Origin of the sequence: Acidihalobacter yilgarnensis, assembly GCF_001753245.1 — a bacterium.
In the GTDB taxonomy this organism is placed as follows: domain Bacteria; phylum Pseudomonadota; class Gammaproteobacteria; order DSM-5130; family Acidihalobacteraceae; genus Acidihalobacter; species Acidihalobacter yilgarnensis.
Genome location: NZ_CP017415.1, coordinates 2,613,518 through 2,635,631 on the forward strand (window position 1 = coordinate 2,613,518; position 22,114 = coordinate 2,635,631).

A 22,114-nucleotide genomic window follows, 5' to 3' on the forward strand; every position below is an offset into this window, starting at 1 on the left:
GCCACCGACGAGCCGATACCCGCGCAGAGATGAAGTCTCCCGCCACTAAGCGCGTAAACGCGTTGTAGTGGGGGTTTCTTCTTGGGTCAACGACCAGAGCGCAGGCGTGTTACCACCCCCACAACTGACCACGGTCTCACCAAGCGTAGATTGCGATTCCTCGCAATCGGTTCGAGAGCCTTCCGCCCCTACCTTGTTCCTTGTGATCCTGCACCGTTTCTTGTCTTTCCGAACACACTTTCCTGACAGCAATTGCCGGACACCGCGCAGGGCGATGACTTTGGCCGCATTGTGGTCAGCATGGTCAGTATTTCCGCAGCTTAGGCAGACAAATTCGGATTGTGATACCCGATTGTCCTGGTGAATGTGGCCGCACGCGGCACATTCCTGCGAAGAGTAGAACGGTGGCACTTCGATAACCAACTTGCCTTGTCGGCGAGCCTTGTACTGCAAATAGGTTTTTGTCTGCCCCCAAGTGGAGGCCAGAATGGACTTGTTGAGGCCGGACTTGGCGGCAGCGCCGTTCTTGATCCAACGACCTTGCGCGTCCTGTTTAGGTTTGGCCTTTGCGGTCATGTTTTTGACCTTGAGCGCCTCGAACACGAACAGCTTGTAGCGCGGATCAGTCGCAAGCGTGTGGCTGGTCTTATGGGCCACATCCCGGCGCACGTCGGCGCCATACCGCTGGTAACGCGCGACCTTGCGCTTCGCTTTAACCCAGCCCGCCGAACCCTTGACGCGCCGTGCCTGACGGCGTTGCCAGCGTTTTTTGTGACGTTCCTGGGCCAGCAGGCGTTTCTTCTGTACTTTCGAGAAATCAAATTCCTGCGAGTCGCTCCCGGCCAGAGGCAATTTAACGCCTCGGTCCAAGCCAACAGTCATCTTGCGCAATTCCGGTTCATCGAATCGAATCAGCCAGTCGGTGGTGTCTTTGTCGGTCGGTTCGGGTAGTCCATCGTCATAGTTGAATGAAACGTGCCAGCGTCCGGCGTGGATACTGATATGCAACGAGGCCGGCAGTTTGAATTCCTTGTGCGCCTTGAAAGCCAAAATCCCGACTGGGAATTTCTGGGTGCCCATGTGCAGTTGATGCCCGGTGACTTCACCCGTGTCGGCATCCATTACCGGGATGAACTTGAAAACTTCAGACGTGAGCCAAGCAGCCTGCTTGCCATGCTTCTTGTGAAGGGTCGGGCGACCGCCTAATTTGGAAAAATACCGCCCATAGGCTTGCTTACATAACACCGCGCCATTGCGCAACAACACGCTGGGCACTTCGGACAGGTAGGGCGTGAGTTCGGTTTTGAACTGGCTGTAGCGCTGATCTATCGGGATGGGTTGTCCGGTGTGCTGCAAAGACTTCCGCGCAAAACAGCGGAAATACTGGTCTTCGCGTACTTTTGAATTGTAAATATGCCGCTGGCAACCGATCCACCGCAGCAGCGTGCGTTTCTGCACAGGGGTGGGATAGCAACGAAAGCGATTGCCGATTTGCATCGGTGATATGCTACCACAATTACTTAGGGCGCAAGCATGGAAAGCAATAATAAATCGAGTTCTCACGCAGTATTTAACATTAAGCTACATATCGTCTTTGTCACGAAGTATCGCCGCAAAACACTCGCGCCAGAACTATTGGAATACCTCGAAACCGCTTTTGGCGAAATACTTGAAGGATGGCGTTGCAAGTTAATTGAATTCGGCGGCGAACTCGACCATATATATCTCCTGGTTGATATCCATCCGGCACTGGATATATCGGTACTGATCAACAACCTCAAGACCGCAAGCGCGCGTCGAACCCGGAACCGATTTGCCGAACATCTTGCACCGTTCTACCACAAACCGCTGTTCTGGCACCGGGCTTACTTCGTAGGCTCGGTGGGCGGCGTGACGCTTGAAACGATTCGGGCCTACGTGGAGGCCCAGGGAACGGAAGAACACGTACACAAGGCCAAAGCCAAGTCAAAAACCAAGTCGTCCGCTTGACCCCCGCTTGGCGCAAGGCTGGTGTGGAACTCGCCTAAGAAGGGGAATGCGCGGACAAGTGTTCATCACAGGCGCTCACGCAATTGGTCGCAAATTCGACCAAGCCATTCGCATTGGTATACCAGAAGGTGGTACCCGCGAGCGCTGCGGAAAACGTCGACGCCCACGCCAGACGATACGCACTCACCCACCGCCAGCACACTGTCTCGGGACAGGTTGGCCCCCGCGCGGCCGGTCAACGTATTCCCATTGTAATATACAGTCCCCGTCTGGTAGCTCCCTACCAGTTAGTCAACGTGACTTTTTAGATTTGTATACGTTAGAAAGCCATCGTCAAGCCGATGCGAAGTTAACTCACCCGTTGCTGGTATGCTGGTACCAGGGCGCAGCCTCCCGGAGGGTCGGATTGAAGGCGCGGGGTCACTGGGGGTGCTTTTTGCGGGTGGTTTTTTGCGGGTGGTCTTTGCGATGTGGCCCTTCCCGAGCGGGCACGGCAATGCCGGGCATGCGTCCAGAGGTGAGCCGGCAGGCGATGCCTGATTCCGAGCGCAGCCGTAGGCGGAGCGTGTGCCCGACCGACGGACGGTTGTGCCGGCCGGTGGTCCTGATTCCGCGTGAAGCGATAGCGCTGATTCCGCCAAGATGATTCCGTAAGCCGATTCCGGCGTATGATTCCGAGTGGGGTTCAGATGCCGAAGGCTGATTATGATCGGGGTCCATGCAGCCCATTTCACCAGGGTGACACCTCACCTATGCGCTACAAATCGGATTGCAAAGCGGTGCATCGGACAACAGGTTGATCACCGCCACTCCCTGCGCTATGCGCAGCAGCACCGCTTGCATCTGCCCGAGATAAGGCCCTTCGATGTCAAAGTCAGTGATCAGGTGAATCATTGACTGCTCCTCGCCCTAAAGGACGGAGATTCCCACTTCACGGAAGCCAGCCCATGCTGCATCACTGCAACACGGGGCTTACAGCCTCTCCATGGGCTGATGCCGCAAGTCCTGCGGCCAACACATTACGCGCAGCGTTAATGTCACGGTCGTGCTGCGTGTCGCATTCCGGACAGGTCCAGGTGCGCACGGACAACGGCATTGAACCTTGGGTATGGCCGCAGACCGAGCAACGCTTGCTGGACGGATACCAGCGATCGATGCCGATCAGGGTGCGGCCATACCACTGCGCCTTGTACTCAAGTTGCCTGACGAATTCAGACCAGCCCGCATCGCTGATCGACTTTGCCAGAGGGTGGTTACGTTGCAGGTCGTTCACGGAAAGCGTCTCGATGGCGATCACTTGGTTCTCGCTGACCAACCGGGTCGAGAGCTTGTGCAGGAAGTCCCTGCGCGAATCCGTGATGTGCGCATGCACGCGCGCGACTTTGCTTTTCGCTTTCGCCCGGTTCTTGGAACCGAGCTTTTTCTTCGCCAATCGGCGCTGGAGCCTGCCCAGGCGGCTTTCGTTCTGCCTGAACGCCTTGGGCGAGGTGACTTTCTCTCCCGTGGAGAGCACGGCGAAATGGGTCAGGCCAAGGTCGATGCCGATCTGCCCCGAGACAACAGGATTTGACGCCACAGCATCATCACAGAGCAAAGACGCGAAATACCGCCCTGCCGCATCCAGGGAGACCGTGACCGTCGTGAGTTTGGCGGCCTTGGGGATTGTGCGCGACCAGCGGATATTGAGCGGTTCGCTCATTTTCGCCAACCGCAGCTCGCGCAGCGCCGGCGTCCAGCGAAATGCGCTGGTGGTATATTCGGCGCTCTGCGGTCCGTGTTTACGCTTGAAGGCTGGGTACCGTGCGCGCTTGGCAAAAAAGTGGGTGAACGCGGTGTTGAGATGGCGCAGTGCCTGCTGCACCGGCACGCTGCTCACGTCGTTGAGCCACGCATGTTCAGGCGTCTTCTTCAGCGCCGTGAGCGCGGCGGACGTCTCGTGGTAACCGACCCGCTCTTGTCGCTGCAACCAGGCGTCGCTGCGCAACCGCAGCATGTGGTTATAGGCAAAGCGCGTGCACCCAAACGTCTGCGCCAGGACTTGCGCCTGCGCAGGCGTTGGATAAAACCGGAACCGGTAGGCGCGCTTCACATTCATGGCTTACACCATAACATTTTTTGTGTAAATGTAAATGCGGCGCCTCAATCAAGAGCCAAGCGGCACCTGTCCTCCCCGCCCTGAACGGCGGGGTTTCTCGGAGCAACGGATGAGAAGGCGTCAGACACGCGAAGGCCGGGACTGAGCCCGGCCTTCGCGTGTCTGACTTATCACAGCTGAGTACGCCCACGTTATTCGTCGGGGCGATCAACCAGCTCAACCAGCGCCATCGGTGCATTATCGCCTGCGCGGAAACCACACTTGAGAATCCGCAGATAACCACCAGGGCGTGTCTTGTAACGCGGACCCAGCTCCGAAAACAGCTTGCCGACGATTTCCTTGTCGCGCAGGCGGTCAAAGGCCATACGGCGATGATGGACGCTGTCTTCCTTTGCCAGCGTGATCAGGGGCTCTGCGGTCCGGCGCAATTCCTTGGCCTTGGGCAGCGTGGTCTTGATCACTTCATGGCGCATCAGGGATACCGCGAGGCTTTGCAGTGTAGCCTTACGGTGGGCCGAGTTGCGACTCAGTTGTCTGCCTATATTGCGATGACGCATGACTCAATTCCTAAGCTTAGGCCGAGGCCTTCTGATCTTTGAGACCGGCCGGCGGCCAGTTGTCCAGTTTCATCCCGAGCGAGAGCCCGTGCTGGGCCAGAACGTCCTTGATTTCGGTCAGGGACTTCTTGCCGAGATTTGGGGTCTTAAGCAATTCGACCTCGGTTTTCTGGATCAGGTCACCGATGAAAAAGATATTTTCTGCCTTGAGGCAATTCGCCGAACGCACGGTCAGCTCAAGTTCATCAACCGAACGCCGCAGAATCGGGTCGATTTCAGCCTTGGCCGTGGGCAATTCGCTATGCTCCTCACCCTTGAGGTCGACAAAAACCTCCAGTTGACTACGCAGGATTCCGGCGGCGAGACGAATAACTTCCTCGGCATCGACTGTGCCATTGGTTTCAAGCTCAATCACCAAACGATCAAGGTCGGTACGTTGCTCAACGCGGGCACGCTCAACGGAATAGGCCACGCGAATGATCGGGCTAAAGCTTGCATCCAGCAACAATCGGCCGATGGTGTGATCGTCCGCGTCGCTATTGCGACGTGCCGCGGCGGGCTGATAACCCCGTCCACGCGCAACCTTAAGCGTCATGTTGACTTCGCCTTCCTTCGTCAGGTGCGCGATGACATGCTCAGGATTCAGAATCTCGACGTCGTGACCCAACGTGATGTCCGCGGCAGTAATGACGCCCGGCCCCTTCTTACGCAAGGTTAGAACGGCTTCGTCCTGTCCATGCATACGGACGGCCAAACCCTTCAGGTTAAGGAGGATTTCGACGACGTCTTCCTGTACGCCCTCAAGCGCTGTGTACTCATGCAACACGCCGTCGATTTCGGCCTCGATAACTGCACAACCCGGAATCGAGGACAACAGGATACGGCGGAGCGCATTCCCGAGCGTGTGACCAAATCCACGCTCCAGTGGCTCAAGCGCCACTTTTGCATGATTCGGTGTGAATGCCTGTACGTCGATATGACGCGGCTTAAGCAATTCGGATGCCTGCATCTGTAAACCTCTTTCGATCGACGGGCTGAAACGCGGCTAATTACTTGGAGTAGAGCTCGACCACGAGCGACTCGTTGATATCCGCGGGCAGGTCGCTACGCTCAGGTGCACTCTTGAACACACCTTCCATTTTTTTCGCGTCAATTTCGATCCACCCTGGAATACCGAACTGCTCAGCAATCGTCAGCGCGTCTTGAATACGCGACTGCTTCCGGGCACGTTCACGAATCGCTACAACATCATTGCTCGATACTTGAAAAGACGCGATGTTGACCACTTCACCGTTGACCGTAATGGCACGATGACTGACCAGTTGGCGCGCCTCTGCCCGTGTTACCGCAAAACCCATGCGGTAGACAACATTATCCAGACGTGACTCAAGCATTTTCAGCAGGTTCTCACCCGTCGAACCCTTCTGATGCGCCGCTTTTTTGAAGTAATTGCGGAACTGGCGCTCGAGCACACCGTAGATACGGCGCAGCTTCTGCTTCTCGCGCAGCTGCGTGCCGTAATCGGACACTCGCGTGCGCCGATCGCCGTGCTGGCCGGGCACTTTTTCCAGCTTACACTTGGACTCGAGACCGCGCGCCCGACTCTTCAGGAAGAGATCGGTGCCTTCGCGGCGACTCAGTTTGCACTTCGGACCTATATAACGTGCCATCGATGACTACCCCAAACTTATACGCGACGGCGCTTCGGCGGCCGGCAACCATTATGCGGAATCGGCGTCACATCACTGATGCTGGTGATTTTGAAGCCGGCATTATTGAGCGCGCGAACCGCTGATTCACGACCAGGCCCAGGCCCCTTCACGCGCACTTCGAGATTCTTCATTCCGTACTCGAGTGCCACGGTCCCTGCACGCTCCGCAGCCACCTGGGCAGCGAATGGCGTGCTCTTACGTGAACCACGAAAACCGGAACCGCCCGAAGTTGCCCAACACAGGGCATTTCCCTGGCGATCCGTGATGGTCACGATGGTATTGTTGAAGGAAGCGTTGATATGCGCCACACCATCTGTGACAACCCGCTTCGTCTTTTTGCGCGTACGCGCGACCGTAGGCTTAGCCATATGACTTACTAACGTCCGTTCTGTCGTTTACTTGCGAATTGCCTTGCGGGGGCCCTTGCGCGTCCGCGCATTCGTGCGCGTACGCTGACCACGCACGGGCAGACCGCGGCGGTGGCGCAGGCCACGGTAAGAACCCATATCCATCAGGCGCTTGATCTGCATGCTGACTTCACGACGGAGATCACCTTCGACGACGTACTGACCAACCGTCTGACGAATTGACTCCAGCTCAGCCTCGGTCAGATCCTTGATCTTCGTCTCCGGGCGAATGCCAGTCGTCTCACAAATCGCCTGGGCGCGATGACGTCCGACGCCGTAGATTGCCGTCAAGGCGATCACTGCGTGCTTCTGATCAGGTATGTTGACACCTGCTACACGTGCCATTCAGAAACTCTCCATAACCCTGGCGGAAAAGCCGAGCATCATACCCGCTATCCATTCCAGATACAATGTTTGTCAGCCCTGGCGCTGCTTATGCCGGGGTTCCGTGCAGATCACGCGGACTACGCCATTACGGCGAATAATCTTGCAATGACGGCAAATCTTCTTAATCGATGCTCGAACTTTCATCTTTCTTTCCTCACCAATGGGCTCAGCGACTACTTCCGCCTCGTCCGTAAGCCTTCATATTCGCCTTTTTCATCAGTCCATCGTACTGATGCGACATCATGTGCGCCTGGACCTGCGCCATGAAGTCCATGAGTACCACAACGATGATCAACAGGGACGTGCCACCGAAATAAAACGGTACGTTCCAGTACAGAATCAAAAATTCTGGCAACAGACACACCAGCGTAATGTAGATGGCGCCGACACCGGTTAACCGTGTCATAACACCATCTATGTATCGCGCCGTCTGATCGCCCGGTCTAATCCCAGGCACCAAAGCGCCTGCTTTTTTCAAATTATCTGCCGTCTCACGGGAGTTGAACACCAACGCCGTGTAAAAGAAGGCGAAAAATATGATCGCCGTGGCATACAGCAAAACATAAAGTGGCTGTCCAGGCGCCAATGCCGTGGAAAGGTTCTGTAACCACTGCATGCCATCCGTGCGCCCGAACCATTGCCCCAATGTCGCAGGGAACAGGATGATGCTCGAAGCGAATATCGGCGGTATCACGCCTGCCATATTCAATTTCAGCGGCAAGTGACTAGATTGTGCCGCGTATATCTTCCGCCCAACTTGGCGTTTGGCATAATTGACTGTGATGCGACGCTGCCCGCGTTCAACGAAAACCACGAAAGCAGTCACTGCAACCGCAAGCGCGCCCAGCATGATAATCGTACCTGACGATAACTCGCCCGTGCTTGCCAACTCAAGTGTTCCACCCACCGCTTGTGGAAGGCCTGCGACAATGCCGGCGAAAATAATCATGGAAATACCGTTACCAAGACCACGCTCGGTAATCTGCTCACCCAGCCACATCAGGAACATGGTACCCGTCACCAAGGTCACCGTGGCAGTCAGGATGAATCCTATGCCGGGATGAATGGCAACGGACATACCGTTGACTTGCTGACCCTCCAACGCCACGGATACACCGATGGCCTGGAAGGTCGCGAGTGCCACAGTGGCATAACGCGTATATTGGGTAATTTTGCGCTGACCTGCCTGACCCTCTTTTTTCAACTGCTCCAAACTGGGAACGACCGATGTCAGAAGCTGAATGATAATTGATGCCGATATATACGGCATCACACCCAGCGCCAAAACACTCAGTCTCTGGAGTGCCCCACCCGAAAACATGTTGAACATTCCGAGAATCGAGCCGCTGTGTTCCGTAAAAAACCGCGACATGGCAACTGGGTTAATACCGGGCACGGGTATAAAGGTGCCGATTCGATAAACGATCAACGCCAATACCAAAAATATCAGGCGCTTGCGTAACTCGGCGAAACGCCCGAGCCCTGCTAATCCGCCTGCAGTGCCAGCGCCCGGGAGTGCCATCAGTCTTCGACCTTTCCGCCTGCTTGTTCGATTGCGATCCGTGCACCAGCCGTCACGGCCAAGCCACGCACGGTAACAGGCTTTTCGATCTTACCTGAAGCGATGACCTTGACCTTAAGCGTCCGCGGTGAAATCAGATCAGCGGCTATCAGGGCAGCCATATCGATCACGTCCGCGTTTACCTTGGCGAGTTCGTGCAGACGGATCTCGTCAACACGGCTCGACTTGCGCGAATTGAAGCCGATCTTTGGCAAGCGGCGTTGCAAAGGCATCTGACCACCTTCGAAACCGACCTTGTGATAACCACCTGAACGCGCATGCTGGCCCTTATGACCACGACCAGCAGTTTTGCCAAGGCCGGAACCGATACCGCGTCCAACGCGAACATTTGACGGGCGGCTGCCTGGTGCGGGCTTTAACGTATTAAGCTTCATGTCAGGCCTCCTCTACCTGAAGCAGGTAGTGAATCTTGTTGACCATCCCGCGGTTCTCAGGTGTATCGATGACTTCCACCGAATGGCGTATACGACGCAAGCCGAGACCGCGTGCACAGGCCTGGTGAGCCTTGATGCGCCCGCTGAGGCTACGAACCAGCGTTACCTTGATGCGTTTGGTGTCGGCAGTCATGTGTTTAACCCTTAATCTCTTCGATGCTTTTGCCACGCTTGGCCGCGATCTGTTCCGGCGACGTCATTCCTAACAGACCGTTTAGGGTCGCACGAACAACGTTGACAGGGTTACGCGTACCGATGCACTTGGCCAGAATGTTGCGCACGCCGGCAACCTCAAAAACTGCGCGCATGGCACCACCAGCAATCACCCCGGTACCTTCGGAAGCGGGCTTCATAAATACCTGTGCGGCACCATGACGCCCCGTCGAGGCATAGTGAAGTGTTCCCTCACTCAGGGGCACTCTCACCATATTTTTACGCGCCTTTTCAAGTGACTTTTGGATCGCGGCCGGCACTTCTCTCGCCTTACCGTAACCCATGCCGACACGACCATTCCCGTCACCCACGACCGTTAAGGCCGTGAAACCGAACTGGCGACCACCCTTCACCACCTTGGCGACACGGTTCACCGTAACCAGCTTTTCCTGCAAGCCGTCGCTACTCGTCGAGCTTTCAATATTCGTTGCCATTAGCCGCCTTCCTAGAAGTCAAGTCCATTCTCGCGGGCCGCATCCGCGAGCGCTTTGACACGCCCGTGATAACGGAATCCTGACCGGTCGAAGGCTACCGTCTTGATGCCTTTTTCGGCCGCGCGCTCGGCGACAAGTCGGCCAACTGTTTTGGCGGCCTCTATGTTGCCAGTGTATTTCTCGTTGCCACGAACTGTCGTCTCGACCGTCGAGGCGGTCGCAATGACCTCCGAGCCGTTCGGGGCGATGATTTGGGCGTAGATGTGACGAGGTGTGCGATGGATGCACAGCCGAGTGACACCGAGTTCCTTGATTTTCGAGCGGGCGCGCTTTGCGCGGCGCAGACGAGACTGTTTCTTTTCCATAGTTTCGGACCTACTTCTTCTTGGCTTCCTTGCGGATAATATGCTCGCCCGAGTATTTCACACCCTTGCCCTTGTAGGGCTCAGGCGGACGGTACGCGCGTATCTCCGCAGCCACTTGACCGACCTTTTGACGGTCGGCACCCTTGACCACGATCTCGGTCTGACTCGGTGTTTCGATCGTTATTCCTTCTGGAATCGGATATTCAACCGGGTGTGAGAAGCCCAGCGTTAAATTCAACGCCTTACCTTGGGCCTGCGCACGATAGCCGACGCCTACGAGTTCGAGTTTCTTCTCGTAACCCTGGCTGACTCCGGTGACCAGATTTTGCGTGAGCGCGCGCATGGTCCCTACCATGGCGAGCTCTTGCGTGGTGCCATCTGCCCGTGCCAAGTGTAAAACCCCACTTTCTTCGCGCACGACAACATCCACGTGCAAGTCCTGGACGCCCTCACCCTTCGGACCCTTGGCCTTGATCGTTTGCCCATCGATACTCACCTGGACACCGCCAGGGATCTCGACCGGCTTATTCGCAACTCTCGACATGATTCGGTCCCGTTATGCCACTACACAAATCACTTCGCCGCCGCAACCCGCCTGTCGTGCAGCACGATCACTCATCACACCCTTGGAGGTGGAGACAATCGCGACACCCAGGCCGTTAAGCACACGGGGAAGTTCGTCTTTTTCCCGGTAAATACGAAGACCGGGACGGCTTACGCGATCAATACGCTCGATCACGCCTTTGCCTTCGTAATAGCGCAAGGTCACGACCAGTTGAGGCTTCGCCGCATTGTCGGCAACGACTTCAAAACTGTCGATATAACCTTCGTCCTTGAGCACCTGAGCAATCGCCAGCTTGCGCTTGGAGGAAGGCATCGCAACTTGCTTCTTACGTGCCTGCTGGCCATTGCGGATGCGCGTAAACATGTCCGCGAGTGGATCGGTCATACTCATTCTTTAGATCCTCGATTACCAGCTAGCCATCCGGAGACCGGGCACATCACCACGCATGGCTGCTTCACGCAGCTTATTGCGACCCAGACCGAATTTTCGGTACACACCATGCGGACGCCCGGTCAGGCGGCAGCGGCTCTGTTGGCGCACCGGGCTTGAATCGCGCGGCAGCTTCTGTAATGCGGTTACTGCGGCGCGCTTTTCTTCGTGACTCGCCTCTGGGCTGAGAATCAGCGCCCGCAGGGCTTCACGCTTTTTCGCATAGCGCTTGGCAAGTGCCTCGCGTTTGCGTTCGCGCTCAATCATCGATGTCTTTGCCATAACGGTATCTGCCTCAGGTCCTGAACGGAAAGTTGAAGGCTTCGAGCAATGCACGAGCCTCATCATCCGTCTTCGCGCTGGTGGTGATTACGATATCCATGCCACGCAGAGCATCAATTTTGTCGTAATCAATTTCCGGGAAAATAATCTGTTCCTTGATGCCCATGCTGTAATTGCCACGGCCATCAAACGAGCGCGGATTGATCCCGCGAAAGTCACGAACACGCGGGAGCGCGATGGTGATCAGTCGGTCGAGAAATTCGTACATCCGCTCACGGCGCAGCGTCAATTTGGCGCCGACCGGCCAGCCATCACGGATCTTGAATCCAGCGACAGATTTACGCGCCAACGTTTGCACACCCTTCTGTCCTGCGATCAGGGCCAGATCGCCCAAGGCGTGATCGACGATTTTCTTGTCGGACACAGCCTCACCCAGACCCATGTTCAGGGTGATTTTTTCGATCCTCGGCACCTGCATCACACTTTTATATGCGAGGCGTTCCATCAAGGCCGGGATGACCTTTTCCTGATAATGATCTTTCAACCTGGGCATTGCCATATACCTACGCGTCGACAACTTCATTGTTCGACTTGAAGAAACGGACCTTTCGGCCGTCATCAAGCGTCCTGTAACCGATCCGGTCGCCCTTACCCGCTGCCGGGTTGTAGAGCATCACGTTCGAGGCATCGATCGCGGCTTCGCGCTCAATGATCCCGCCCTGAGAACCGGTTTGCGGGTTTCCACGCTGGTGCTTTTTGATCATGTTCACGTTTTGCACGAACAGTTTCCCATTCGGCATAACGCGGATGACCGTACCACGTCGACCCTTGTCCTTACCTGTGACGACCATTACGTCGTCACCTTTTCGAATTCTTTGCATGACACCGACCTCGGATCAGAGCACTTCGGGTGCGAGTGAAATGATCTTCATAAAACGCTCCGAACGGAGCTCGCGCGTAACCGGCCCGAATATACGTGTGCCGATTGGCTGAAGCTGATTGTTGAGCAATACCGCCGCATTTTTGTCGAAGCGTATTTTCGACCCATCAGGACGTCGAACACCATGAGCGGTGCGGACGACGACCGCATTGTACACGTCGCCCTTTTTTACCTTGCCACGCGGGATCGCATCCTTGACGCTGACCTTGATCACGTCGCCAATTGCCGCGTAACGTCGATGGGAACCGCCGAGCACCTTGATGCACTGCACCTTGCGTGCGCCGCTGTTGTCTGCGACTTCCAAAACTGTTTGCATCTGAATCATGAGCTAAATTCCCAGTCCGTAGCCTTACTCGGGCGAACGCTCAACGATCTCGACCAGCGTCCAGCTCTTGGTCCGCGAGATCGGACGGCATTCCTGAATCCGAACCGTATCACCGGCGCGGCCGCTGTTCTGCTCGTCATGTACGTGCATCTTGGTTGAGCGACGAATGTACTTGCCATATACCGGATGCTTGACCATGCGCTCGATCTGAACGGTCAAGGTCTTATCCATTTTGTTACTGAGCACACGCCCGACCACCGCACGCTTTACCTTCGCTGCTTCGCTCATGCCGTCTTACCCGCTTTGTCCATTTCATTCAGCACCGTCTTGACCCGCGCAATGTCTTTGCGCACCACATCAAACTGATGTGGTTTGGCCAACTGGCCGGTACCGCGCTGCATGCGCAGATTAAACTGTGCACGGCGCAGCTCGATCAGTTCGGCATTTAGTTCTGCAACGCTCTTACCACGTAATTCGCTAGCATTCATCACATCACCGTCCTGATCACGACTGTGGTCTTGATGGGAAGTTTGGCCGCAGCGAGCTTGAAGGCCTCGCGTGCCACTTCTTCCGTGACCCCTTCCATCTCATACAGCACGCGGCCAGGCAAAATTTTGGCCACCCAGTACTCGACATTACCCTTACCACTACCCATACGGACTTCGAGCGGTTTCTTGGTCACCGGCACATCCGGGAAAACACGAATCCAGATCTTTCCACCACGCTTAATATGGCGTGTCATGGCGCGACGTGCCGCCTCAATCTGACGCGCGGTAATCCGTCCACGATCCAAAGCCTTCAGGCCATATTCACCAAAGCTGACCTTATCGCCAACTGTAGCCAGCCCACTATTGCGACCTTTGAATTGCTTACGAAATTTAGTTCTCTTAGGCTGCAGCATGCCCTACTCCTCAACTCGCCGCCTGACGCGATTCGGCACGTTCGACGCTTGGACCGAAAACGTCACCCTTGTAAATCCACACCTTGATGCCAATGACACCATAGGTGGTATGCGCTTCGGCGAAACCATAATCAACATCGGCACGCAAGGTATGTAATGGGACTCGCCCTTCTCGGTACCATTCGGAGCGCGCAATTTCAGCACCATTAAGGCGACCAGCAACGTTCACTTTCACTCCAAGCGCACCGAGCCTCATCGCATTGCTGACCGCACGGCGCATCGCGCGGCGGAACATGATACGGCGTTCCAGCTGTTGAGCGATACCCTCGGCGACAAGTTGAGAATCGATTTCGGGCTTACGCACCTCTTCGATATTCACTTTGACGCTATTGATCTCAAGCCCCATCTTTCCGGCGACTTCGCGACGAAGACTTTCGATATCCTCGCCCTTCTTGCCTATCACGATGCCAGGGCGTGCCGTGTGTATCGTTACCACAGCGGCGCGAGCTGGCCGTTCGATCTGAATGCGGCTAACCGATGCGTGTGCAAGTTTTTTCTTGATGAAAGCGCGCACTGCAAGATCGTTATTCAACAGATCGGCATAGTTGCGGCCTTGCGCGTACCACTTGGAGGTCCAGTCACTCGAAATACCCAGACGGAAGCCTACCGGATGTACTTTCTGACCCATTACTTATTCCTCGCTCGGTCGCCGACCGTCACTGTAATGTGACTGGTGCGCTTGAGAATGCGGTTGCCGCGACCTTTTGCACGCGCATGCATGCGTTTGAGCGTCGGACCCTCATCAATGAAAACTCGGCTGACCTTGAGTTCGTCAACGTCCGCGCCTTCGTTGTGCTCAGCGTTCGCAACTGCGGACTCAAGCACCTTGCGAATCATATCGGAGGCCTTTTTCTGACTAAAGGTCAGGAGCTGCAGGGCCTTCTCGACCGGCATGCCACGCACTTGGTCAGCAACCAAGCGAGCCTTCTGGGGCGAGATCCGTGCAAACTTCAATTTAGCTGCGACTTCCATCTGAAACCTCTTTACTTGGCCCTTTTATTGGCCACGTGTCCCTTGAAGGTGCGCGTAGCGGAAAACTCGCCAAGCTTATGACCCACCATGTTTTCGCTGACAAGCACCGGCACATGCTGACGGCCATTATGTACGGCGACCGTCAAACCGACCATCTGAGGCAGAATCATTGAGCGACGCGACCATGTCTTGATCGGCCGGCGCGAATTGGCCGCAACCGCCTCATCCACCTTCTTCACCAGGTGGTGATCCACAAAGGGACCTTTTTTGATTGAACGTGGCACTGGCTACCCCTTACTTCCGATTCCGACGACGAACGATGTGTTTATCCGTACGCTTGTTGCTACGCGTCTTGTACCCCTTGGTAGGAACACCCCATGGGGTAACCGGATGCTTACCGAAATTACGGCCTTCACCACCACCGTGCGGATGGTCGACCGGATTCATGGCAGTGCCGCGTACGGTTGGGCGGACACCCATCCATCGTTTCGCACCGGCCTTGCCGAATTTGCGGAGGTTATGCTCGGAATTACCCACCTCACCAACAGTCGCGCGGCATTCAATCTGTATCTTACGCATTTCGCCTGAGCGAAGACGCAGCGAAGCATAGGCACCTTCGCGGGCAACTATCTGTGCACCGGCACCGGCTGAACGTGCAATTTGCGCACCTTTACCTGGGCGCATTTCGATGCAATGCACGGTGGTGCCCACCGGGATCGAACGCAATTCGAGTGTATTACCGGGCTTGATCGGGGCGCCTGCGCCCGACACGATATCGTCGCCGACATTGAGCCCCTTGGGCGCAATAATGTAACGACGCTCGCCGTCACGGTAAAGCACCAATGCAATATTCGCGCTGCGGTTAGGGTCATACTCCAAACGCTCAACGCGCGCTGGTATTCCGTCTTTCTGACGACGAAAATCCACTAAACGGTAGTGCTGTTTGTGACCGCCACCAATATGACGCTGGGTGATGCGCCCCTGGTTATTACGACCACCACTCTTCGATTTGCTTTCAACCAGGCCCGCATACGGTGCGCCCTTGTGCAGGGTCTCACGCGTTACCCGGACTTGGAAACGACGGCCAGGAGAGGTCGGTTTGGACTTGACGATAGCCATGTAGATTCCTCTTACTCGGCGCCGTTGAATTCGATGTCGCTACCTTCACGCAGCGTCACATATGCCTTACGCAAACCGTTGCGCTTGCCCGGACGCCGCCCGAACATTTTGCTTTTGCCTTTGATGTTCACAACGCGCACCTCTTTCACCTGCACGCTGAACAAGGCCTCAACCGCTTTACGAATTTCCAGCTTGGTAGCATCCGGCAGAACTTTAAACACGTGCTGATGTGCGCTCTCAGCCAAGAGCGTCGCCTTTTCGGAAACGTGGGGAGCCACAAGCACTTGGAGCATACGATCCTGATTCATGCCAGCCATTCCTCAATCTGTTTGAGCGCGGCCACATCCATCACAACCTGCTCATGTCCCACCAAACGCACGGGGTCTAGCCCAGACACGTCGGTCACATCCACATGCGGCACGTTCCGCGCTGATAACCAGAGCGCATTGCTTGGCTCTGCGGTCACGATCAATGCGTTGCGTGTGGCCACGCCATCCAGCGATGTCAAAAACGCTTTGGTCTTGGGCTCGGTCACGGCAAATTGCTCGACAAGCACCAGACGCCCTTGCCGCAGTAACTCGGAGAAAATGGAGCGCATTGCGGCGCGGTACATTTTCTTGTTGAGCTTCTGAGTGTAATTACGCGGCTTCGCGGCAAATGCGCGCGCACCACCACGCCACAATGGGCTGCGGATACTACCTGCGCGAGCGCGGCCACTGCCTTTCTGACGCCATGGCTTGATACCACCGCCCCGCACTTCGGAACGTGACTTCTGAGCCTTAGTGCCAGAACGCCCGCCAGCCATATAGGCAACAACGGCCTGATGGACCAATGGTTCATTAAAATCACGACCAAACAACGCTTCCGAAACCGCGACGCTTGATCCGTTTCCGTGTATCTGCAACTCCATGTCCTTAACCCTTCTGCTTGACCGCCGGCTTGACGATGACATCGCCGCCGACCGCGCCCGGGACAGCGCCCTTGACCAGGATCAGGTTTCGCGCCGCATCGACACGCACAACCTGGAGATTCTGCGTGGTCACCCGGACGTTACCCAGATGCCCAGACATTTTCTTGCCCTTAAACACACGCCCAGGTGTCTGATTTTGACCGATCGAACCAGGTGCGCGATGGGAAAGCGAATTGCCATGCGTGCGATCCTGGCCGGCGAAATGGTGCCGTTTGATGACGCCAGCAAAGCCCTTACCCTTGCTGACCGCAGTCACATCGACAATCTGCCCTTCGGCAAATCGCTCGACATTGATCTCTGCGCCCGGCTCAAGCCCTTCGAGCTCGGCTGCAGTTGCACGCGACTCCCAGAGACCGCGACCCGCTGTAACATTAGCCTTGGCGAAATGCCCCACCATAGGCTTGCTTACACGCGACGCCTTGCGCACACCAGCCGTCACCTGGACCGCCTCATAGCCGTCAACCTCGACCGACCTGATCTGCGTGACCCGGTTCGGCTCCGCCTCGATCACCGTCACCGGCACGGATACGCCAGCCTCGGTAAAAACGCGGGTCATGCCCAATTTGCGCCCAACCAATCCGATAGACATCACTACACCTCTGTACCTAACTGCCCACCGCGTTACGGCTCACGGCGCATCCGCCTGACAACGCGGCCCGACACTCAATAAATGTCAGGCCGCGGAAAGCCGTGCATTATGACAGAAAAATGTTTTTTAGTTAAGCCTGATTTGTACGTCGACACCTGCGGCCAGATCGAGCTTCATTAGCGCGTCTACCGTTTTGTCGGTCGGGTCCAAAATATCCATCAATCGCTTATGCGTCCGGATTTCATACTGGTCGCGAGCGTCTTTATTGACATGCGGTGACACCAGGATCGTAAAACTTTCCTTACGCGTAGGCAGCGGGATCGGACCCTTGACCCGCGCACCGGTCCGCTTAGCGGTTTCGACGATCTCGCTGGCAGAACGATCGATCAGACGATGATCGAATGCCTTTAGGCGGATCCGGATTCTCTGACTGGTAGCCATTTTCTACTTACTCCATGGCGGCATGAGTGAACGTCACTCATGCCAGTTTCAATACGCGCGCGACAGTGGCCGAATATGGCCGACTTACTCGATGACTTTGGCGACGACGCCGGCACCGACGGTACGGCCGCCTTCGCGTATCGCGAAGCGCAGACCCTCTTCCATCGCAATCGGCGCAATCAGCGATACCTTCACCGCAACGTTGTCGCCCGGCATCACCATCTCCGTGCCCTCAGGCAGGTCCACCGATCCGGTCACGTCCGTCGTACGGAAGTAAAACTGCGGCCGATATCCATTGAAAAACGGCGTGTGACGACCGCCCTCTTCCTTCGACAGCACGTAGACTTCCGCATCAAACTTGGTGTGCGGCTTGATCGAACCCGGCTTGCACAGTACCTGACCGCGCTCCACTTCCTCGCGCTTGGTGCCACGCAGCAACACACCTACGTTGTCGCCCGCCTGACCCTGGTCCAGCAACTTGCGGAACATCTCTACGCCCGTCACTGTGGTCTTGGTCGTGTTGTGCAGTCCTACGATCTCAACTTCGTCGCCGACCTTAACAATGCCGCGTTCGATACGACCCGTCACCACCGTGCCACGACCCGATATCGAGAATACGTCCTCAATCGGCATCAAAAACGCGCCGTCTATCGCGCGCTCGGGCTCCGGGATGTAACTGTCCATCTCGGCCACCAGCCTTTCAATCGCCGGCACTCCGATTTCGCTCGTGTCGCCCTCCAGCGCTTTGAGCGCCGAACCCGTCACGATCGGGGTGTCGTCACCCGGAAAATCGTATGAGGACAGCAGGTCGCGCACTTCCATCTCAACCAGCTCAAGCAGCTCGGCGTCGTCAACCATGTCGGCCTTGTTCAGGAACACGACAATGTACGGAACACCCACCTGGCGCGCCAGCAGGATGTGCTCGCGCGTCTGCGGCATCGGACCGTCCGCAGCCGAACACACCAGGATCGCGCCGTCCATCTGCGCCGCACCCGTGATCATGTTCTTCACGTAGTCCGCGTGACCAGGGCAATCCACATGCGCGTAATGACGTGCATCAGATTCGTATTCCACGTGCGCCGTCGCAATCGTGATCCCGCGAGCACGCTCTTCCGGTGCCTTGTCTATCTGGTCGTACGCACTGAACGAGCCGCCGTGCTTCTCCGCCATCACCTTCGTCAACGCCGCCGTCAGCGTCGTCTTACCATGATCAACATGACCGATCGTTCCCACATTTACATGCGGCTTCTTACGCTCAAACTTTTCCTTGGCCACAACTACTACCTCTCAAATCAATGTCGATGAATCAGACCGATGCCGAATCCGGCGGATTACGATGCCTTCTTGATCACGGCCTCGGCGACATTGTTCGGCGCCTCGGCGTATTTCGAAAACTCCATCGAATAAGTCGCGCGTCCCTGAGTAGCGGAGCGCAAATCCGTTGCATAACCAAACATTTCGGCCAGCGGCACTTCGGCGCGCACGATTTTACCTGCGGCCGCATCATCCATACCCTGCACCAATCCACGGCGGCGATTGAGGTCGCCCATCACGTCGCCCATATAGTCCTCGGGCGTCACGACTTCGACCTTCATGATCGGTTCCAACAGCGCGGGATTCGCCTTCAACGCACCTTCCTTGAAGGCCATAGATCCTGCGATCTTAAATGCCATTTCGGATGAATCGACATCATGGTAAGAACCGTCGAACAAGGTCGCCTTGACATCCACCATCGGGAATCCGGCCAGCACGCCATTTTGCAGCTGCTCCTGAATACCCTTATCGACCGCGGGGATGTATTCGCGCGGGATAACACCGCCGACCACCGCGTTCTCAAATTCATAACCGGTGCCACGCTCTAATGGCTCCAGTCGTATCCAAACATGTCCGTACTGTCCACGGCCGCCAGACTGACGAACGAATTTGCCTTCCTGCTCGATGGATTTGCGAATCGCCTCGCGATAAGCCACCTGCGGCGCGCCCACGTTGGCCTCGACCTTGAATTCGCGACGCATGCGGTCGACGATAATTTCAAGATGCAACTCACCCATACCGGAGATAATGGTCTGGCCAGACTCTTCGTCCGTGCGCACGCGGAAGGAAGGATCCTCCTGCGCCAGCTTGGACAGGGCCATACCCATTTTCTCCTGATCGCTCTTGGTTTTCGGCTCGACCGCCACCGAGATCACCGGCTCAGGGAATTCCATACGCTCAAGCGTAATCACCTGATCAGTGCTGCAAAGTGTGTCGCCCGTGGTGACATCCTTCAGGCCAACGGCCGCAGCGATATCGCCCGCACGCACTTCCTTGATTTCCTCGCGTGTATTCGCATGCATTTGCAGCAGACGACCAATGCGCTCGCGCTTACCCTTGACCGGGTTATAAACCGTGTCGCCGGAATTCAGCACGCCAGAATACACGCGGAAGAAGGTCAGCGTGCCGACATAAGGATCGGTCGCGATCTTGAATGCAAGCGCGGAAAATGGCTCCTCGTCAGAGGAATGACGCTCGCATTCGGTCTCGTTCGCGTCGTCCAAATGCCCCTTGATTGCAAGCACATCCACCGGTGACGGCATGTAGTAGATGATCGAATCGAGCATCGCCTGCACGCCTTTATTCTTGAAGGCAGAGCCGCACATGGCCGGGACGATTTCATTCGCCAGCGTACGCATACGCAAGCCCTTCCGGATCTCATCTATCGTGAGATCGCTCTCTTCAAGATATTTCTCCATCAGCTCTTCGTCGGCTTCTGCCGCCGCTTCGACCATATGCTCGTGCCATTCCTGGCATTCATCAGCCATATCTGCCGGAATGTCACGCTCGTCATAGGTCATGCCCATGTCGGACTCATTCCAGTAGATCGCGCGCATGCGAAGCAGGTCGACGATACCCTTGAAATTCTCTTCCGCGCCGATCGGCAACTGGATCGGCACCGGGGTCGCGCCAAGACGAGTCTTGATCTGCTCGATCACGCGGAGGAAATTGGCGCCGGCGCGGTCCATCTTATTGACGAACGCCATACGCGGCACTTGATATTTATTGGCTTGGCGCCAAACAGTTTCCGACTGCGGCTCTACGCCACCGACGGCGCAGAATACAGCGCAGGCACCATCCAGTACGCGCAGTGAACGCTCGACCTCGATCGTGAAATCCACGTGTCCTGGCGTATCGATGATATTGATCCGGTGCTCGGGAAACTGCTTGTCCATCCCGTACCAAAAGCAGGTCGTCGCGGCGGACGTAATGGTAATACCGCGCTCCTGCTCCTGCTCCATCCAATCCATTGTCGCGGCACCGTCATGCACCTCGCCGATCTTGTGCGAAACACCGGTATAAAAGAGTATCCGCTCGGTTGTGGTGGTCTTGCCGGCATCAATATGGGCCATGATGCCGATATTGCGGTACCGCTCGATGGGGGTTTTGCGTGGCACTGTCTTATACCTCGATGCTTACCAGCGATAGTGGGCGAAAGCCTTATTGGCCTCGGCCATACGGTGCGTGTCTTCGCGCTTCTTAACGGCGCCGCCCTTGCTTTCTGCGGCATCCATCAATTCACCAGCGAGCTTCTGCGCCATCGACTTCTCGCCACGCTTACGGGCCGAATCGACCAGCCATCGCATTGCAAGGGCATTCTGTCGCACCGCACGCACCTCGACTGGGACCTGGTAAGTCGCACCACCGACTCGGCGCGACTTCACCTCAACCAGCGGGCGCACGTTGTCGAGTGCCTTACCCAGAAACTCGAGCGGATCGCCCGAACGACGACTGATAATGTGATCCAGCGCGCCATAGACGATGTTCTCGGCGACGGATTTTTTCCCTCGCTCCATCACAAAGTTGATGAACTTGGCCAGCTGCTCGCTTCCGAACTTGGGATCTGGCAGCACAACGCGCTTCGGAACTTCTCTTCTTCTGGGCATGAGCGATTCTCGTCAACTAACGAATGACTTGGGTAGTGGGGCTTAGCTCTTCGGGCGCTTTGTGCCGTACTTGGATCGAGCCTGGCGACGTTTCTGCACGCCCTGGGTATCCAGGCTGCCACGTACGGTGTGATAACGCACACCCGGCAGATCCTTGACGCGACCGCCTCGAATCAGGACCACGGAGTGCTCCTGGAGGTTGTGCCCCTCGCCGCCGATATAGCTGCTGACCTCGAAACCACTGGTGAGACGCACGCGCGCAACCTTGCGGAGCGCTGAATTCGGCTTCTTCGGTGTGGTGGTATAAACGCGGGTGCAGACACCACGGCGCTGAGGGCAAGCCTCAAGCGCTGGCACCTTGCTCTTTTCCCGTTTCTGTTTGCGCGGCTTGCGCACCAACTGGTTGATCGTAGCCATCTAAGCGGT

Annotated in this window: 36 protein-coding genes; 1 reads left to right on the forward strand and 35 read right to left on the reverse strand. The window is 56.4% G+C overall.

Annotated features, from left to right (window positions below; all coding sequences use genetic code 11):
* Nucleotides 1-45: 45 nt before the first annotated feature.
* The gene (locus tag BI364_RS12530; RefSeq protein ID WP_070079037.1) at nt 46-1,497 is read right to left on the reverse strand and encodes an RNA-guided endonuclease InsQ/TnpB family protein; all 1,452 of its coding nucleotides are present in this window, start codon (nt 1,495-1,497) and stop codon (nt 46-48) included.
* Nucleotides 1,498-1,533: 36 nt separating this feature from the next.
* On the opposite strand from BI364_RS12530, the gene tnpA reads away from it, so the two are divergent.
* Entirely contained in the window at nt 1,534-1,989 is a 456-nt protein-coding gene (gene tnpA, locus BI364_RS12535; RefSeq protein WP_070079038.1) for an IS200/IS605 family transposase, read from the forward strand.
* A gap of 750 nt (nt 1,990-2,739) precedes the next feature.
* On the opposite strand, the gene BI364_RS17540 is transcribed toward tnpA, so the two are convergent.
* The 34 genes from BI364_RS17540 to rpsL form a co-directional block, all read right to left on the reverse strand.
* Nucleotides 2,740-2,883: an SAM-dependent chlorinase/fluorinase gene (locus BI364_RS17540; protein ID WP_083251378.1), complete on the reverse strand. Its 144-nt coding sequence runs from the start codon at nt 2,881-2,883 to the stop codon at nt 2,740-2,742.
* A 61-nt stretch (nt 2,884-2,944) separates the two neighbouring features.
* On the reverse strand, nt 2,945-4,084 hold the full coding sequence (locus tag BI364_RS12540) for an RNA-guided endonuclease TnpB family protein (protein ID WP_070079039.1): 1,140 nt from the start codon (nt 4,082-4,084) through the stop codon (nt 2,945-2,947).
* A 191-nt stretch (nt 4,085-4,275) separates the two neighbouring features.
* Nucleotides 4,276-4,641, reverse strand: a complete 366-nt coding sequence (rplQ, locus tag BI364_RS12545; protein WP_070079040.1) for a 50S ribosomal protein L17 — start codon at nt 4,639-4,641, stop codon at nt 4,276-4,278.
* A 16-nt stretch (nt 4,642-4,657) separates the two neighbouring features.
* A complete protein-coding gene (locus BI364_RS12550) occupies nt 4,658-5,650 on the reverse strand; it encodes a DNA-directed RNA polymerase subunit alpha (protein WP_070079041.1) in 993 nt (330 codons plus the stop codon).
* 40 nt (nt 5,651-5,690) lie between these two features.
* Nucleotides 5,691-6,311: a 30S ribosomal protein S4 gene (rpsD, locus tag BI364_RS12555; RefSeq protein WP_070079042.1), complete on the reverse strand. Its 621-nt coding sequence runs from the start codon at nt 6,309-6,311 to the stop codon at nt 5,691-5,693.
* A 17-nt stretch (nt 6,312-6,328) separates the two neighbouring features.
* Nucleotides 6,329-6,721: a 30S ribosomal protein S11 gene (gene rpsK / locus BI364_RS12560; RefSeq protein ID WP_070079043.1), complete on the reverse strand. Its 393-nt coding sequence runs from the start codon at nt 6,719-6,721 to the stop codon at nt 6,329-6,331.
* A gap of 27 nt (nt 6,722-6,748) precedes the next feature.
* Nucleotides 6,749-7,105, reverse strand: a complete 357-nt coding sequence (gene rpsM, locus BI364_RS12565; protein WP_070079044.1) for a 30S ribosomal protein S13 — start codon at nt 7,103-7,105, stop codon at nt 6,749-6,751.
* A 72-nt stretch (nt 7,106-7,177) separates the two neighbouring features.
* On the reverse strand, nt 7,178-7,291 hold the full coding sequence (gene rpmJ / locus BI364_RS17545; RefSeq protein WP_083251379.1) for a 50S ribosomal protein L36: 114 nt from the start codon (nt 7,289-7,291) through the stop codon (nt 7,178-7,180).
* Between the two features lie 22 nt (nt 7,292-7,313).
* A complete protein-coding gene (secY, locus tag BI364_RS12570; RefSeq protein ID WP_070079045.1) occupies nt 7,314-8,669 on the reverse strand; it encodes a preprotein translocase subunit SecY in 1,356 nt (451 codons plus the stop codon).
* Nucleotides 8,669-9,103 carry a 50S ribosomal protein L15 gene (rplO, locus tag BI364_RS12575; RefSeq protein WP_070079046.1) on the reverse strand — a complete coding sequence of 145 codons (435 nt, stop codon included), beginning with the start codon at nt 9,101-9,103 and terminating at the stop codon, nt 8,669-8,671. Before rplO ends, secY begins: the two co-directional genes overlap by 1 nt.
* Nucleotide 9,104: 1 nt before the next feature.
* Entirely contained in the window at nt 9,105-9,296 is a 192-nt protein-coding gene (gene rpmD / locus BI364_RS12580) for a 50S ribosomal protein L30 (protein WP_070079047.1), read from the reverse strand.
* 4 nt (nt 9,297-9,300) lie between these two features.
* Nucleotides 9,301-9,810, reverse strand: a complete 510-nt coding sequence (gene rpsE / locus BI364_RS12585; RefSeq protein ID WP_070079048.1) for a 30S ribosomal protein S5 — start codon at nt 9,808-9,810, stop codon at nt 9,301-9,303.
* 11 nt (nt 9,811-9,821) lie between these two features.
* Nucleotides 9,822-10,175: a 50S ribosomal protein L18 gene (gene rplR, locus BI364_RS12590; RefSeq protein ID WP_070079049.1), complete on the reverse strand. Its 354-nt coding sequence runs from the start codon at nt 10,173-10,175 to the stop codon at nt 9,822-9,824.
* Nucleotides 10,176-10,185: 10 nt separating this feature from the next.
* Complete coding sequence (rplF, locus tag BI364_RS12595; RefSeq protein WP_070079050.1) at nt 10,186-10,719, reverse strand: 50S ribosomal protein L6; 534 nt, start codon at nt 10,717-10,719, stop codon at nt 10,186-10,188.
* Nucleotides 10,720-10,731: 12 nt separating this feature from the next.
* Nucleotides 10,732-11,130 carry a 30S ribosomal protein S8 gene (rpsH, locus tag BI364_RS12600; RefSeq protein ID WP_070079051.1) on the reverse strand — a complete coding sequence of 133 codons (399 nt, stop codon included), beginning with the start codon at nt 11,128-11,130 and terminating at the stop codon, nt 10,732-10,734.
* Nucleotides 11,131-11,145: 15 nt separating this feature from the next.
* Nucleotides 11,146-11,451, reverse strand: a complete 306-nt coding sequence (gene rpsN, locus BI364_RS12605) for a 30S ribosomal protein S14 (protein ID WP_070079052.1) — start codon at nt 11,449-11,451, stop codon at nt 11,146-11,148.
* A gap of 13 nt (nt 11,452-11,464) precedes the next feature.
* The gene (gene rplE / locus BI364_RS12610; RefSeq protein WP_070080061.1) at nt 11,465-12,004 is read right to left on the reverse strand and encodes a 50S ribosomal protein L5; all 540 of its coding nucleotides are present in this window, start codon (nt 12,002-12,004) and stop codon (nt 11,465-11,467) included.
* Between the two features lie 10 nt (nt 12,005-12,014).
* Nucleotides 12,015-12,332, reverse strand: coding sequence for a 50S ribosomal protein L24 (rplX, locus tag BI364_RS12615; protein ID WP_070079053.1), 318 nt, complete (start codon nt 12,330-12,332; stop codon nt 12,015-12,017).
* 15 nt (nt 12,333-12,347) lie between these two features.
* Nucleotides 12,348-12,716: a 50S ribosomal protein L14 gene (gene rplN / locus BI364_RS12620; protein ID WP_070079054.1), complete on the reverse strand. Its 369-nt coding sequence runs from the start codon at nt 12,714-12,716 to the stop codon at nt 12,348-12,350.
* Between the two features lie 24 nt (nt 12,717-12,740).
* Nucleotides 12,741-13,004, reverse strand: a complete 264-nt coding sequence (gene rpsQ / locus BI364_RS12625) for a 30S ribosomal protein S17 (RefSeq protein WP_070079055.1) — start codon at nt 13,002-13,004, stop codon at nt 12,741-12,743.
* Nucleotides 13,001-13,204: a 50S ribosomal protein L29 gene (gene rpmC / locus BI364_RS12630; protein WP_070079056.1), complete on the reverse strand. Its 204-nt coding sequence runs from the start codon at nt 13,202-13,204 to the stop codon at nt 13,001-13,003. Before rpmC ends, rpsQ begins: the two co-directional genes overlap by 4 nt.
* Complete coding sequence (rplP, locus tag BI364_RS12635) at nt 13,204-13,617, reverse strand: 50S ribosomal protein L16 (protein ID WP_070079057.1); 414 nt, start codon at nt 13,615-13,617, stop codon at nt 13,204-13,206. The genes rpmC and rplP overlap by 1 nt, the downstream gene beginning before the upstream one ends.
* Nucleotides 13,618-13,627: 10 nt before the next feature.
* Nucleotides 13,628-14,305 (reverse strand): 30S ribosomal protein S3, encoded by a 678-nt coding sequence (gene rpsC, locus BI364_RS12640; RefSeq protein ID WP_070079058.1) that lies wholly within the window; start codon nt 14,303-14,305, stop codon nt 13,628-13,630.
* Nucleotides 14,305-14,649: a 50S ribosomal protein L22 gene (gene rplV, locus BI364_RS12645; protein ID WP_070079059.1), complete on the reverse strand. Its 345-nt coding sequence runs from the start codon at nt 14,647-14,649 to the stop codon at nt 14,305-14,307. Before rplV ends, rpsC begins: the two co-directional genes overlap by 1 nt.
* An 11-nt stretch (nt 14,650-14,660) precedes the next feature.
* Complete coding sequence (gene rpsS, locus BI364_RS12650; RefSeq protein WP_070079060.1) at nt 14,661-14,933, reverse strand: 30S ribosomal protein S19; 273 nt, start codon at nt 14,931-14,933, stop codon at nt 14,661-14,663.
* 10 nt (nt 14,934-14,943) lie between these two features.
* Nucleotides 14,944-15,768: a 50S ribosomal protein L2 gene (gene rplB, locus BI364_RS12655; protein ID WP_070079061.1), complete on the reverse strand. Its 825-nt coding sequence runs from the start codon at nt 15,766-15,768 to the stop codon at nt 14,944-14,946.
* A gap of 11 nt (nt 15,769-15,779) precedes the next feature.
* Nucleotides 15,780-16,076 carry a 50S ribosomal protein L23 gene (rplW, locus tag BI364_RS12660; protein ID WP_070080062.1) on the reverse strand — a complete coding sequence of 99 codons (297 nt, stop codon included), beginning with the start codon at nt 16,074-16,076 and terminating at the stop codon, nt 15,780-15,782.
* On the reverse strand, nt 16,073-16,678 hold the full coding sequence (gene rplD, locus BI364_RS12665) for a 50S ribosomal protein L4 (protein WP_070079062.1): 606 nt from the start codon (nt 16,676-16,678) through the stop codon (nt 16,073-16,075). The genes rplW and rplD overlap by 4 nt, the downstream gene beginning before the upstream one ends.
* A gap of 4 nt (nt 16,679-16,682) precedes the next feature.
* A complete protein-coding gene (gene rplC / locus BI364_RS12670) occupies nt 16,683-17,327 on the reverse strand; it encodes a 50S ribosomal protein L3 (protein ID WP_070079063.1) in 645 nt (214 codons plus the stop codon).
* Nucleotides 17,328-17,453: 126 nt separating this feature from the next.
* Nucleotides 17,454-17,768 carry a 30S ribosomal protein S10 gene (gene rpsJ, locus BI364_RS12675; RefSeq protein WP_038089292.1) on the reverse strand — a complete coding sequence of 105 codons (315 nt, stop codon included), beginning with the start codon at nt 17,766-17,768 and terminating at the stop codon, nt 17,454-17,456.
* A gap of 84 nt (nt 17,769-17,852) precedes the next feature.
* Nucleotides 17,853-19,043 (reverse strand): elongation factor Tu, encoded by a 1,191-nt coding sequence (gene tuf, locus BI364_RS12680; protein ID WP_070079064.1) that lies wholly within the window; start codon nt 19,041-19,043, stop codon nt 17,853-17,855.
* A gap of 56 nt (nt 19,044-19,099) precedes the next feature.
* Nucleotides 19,100-21,199: an elongation factor G gene (gene fusA / locus BI364_RS12685; protein WP_070079065.1), complete on the reverse strand. Its 2,100-nt coding sequence runs from the start codon at nt 21,197-21,199 to the stop codon at nt 19,100-19,102.
* Nucleotides 21,200-21,217: 18 nt separating this feature from the next.
* Entirely contained in the window at nt 21,218-21,688 is a 471-nt protein-coding gene (rpsG, locus tag BI364_RS12690; RefSeq protein WP_070079066.1) for a 30S ribosomal protein S7, read from the reverse strand.
* 42 nt (nt 21,689-21,730) lie between these two features.
* Nucleotides 21,731-22,105 carry a 30S ribosomal protein S12 gene (rpsL, locus tag BI364_RS12695; RefSeq protein WP_070079067.1) on the reverse strand — a complete coding sequence of 125 codons (375 nt, stop codon included), beginning with the start codon at nt 22,103-22,105 and terminating at the stop codon, nt 21,731-21,733.
* Between the last annotated feature and the right edge of the window lie 9 nt (nt 22,106-22,114).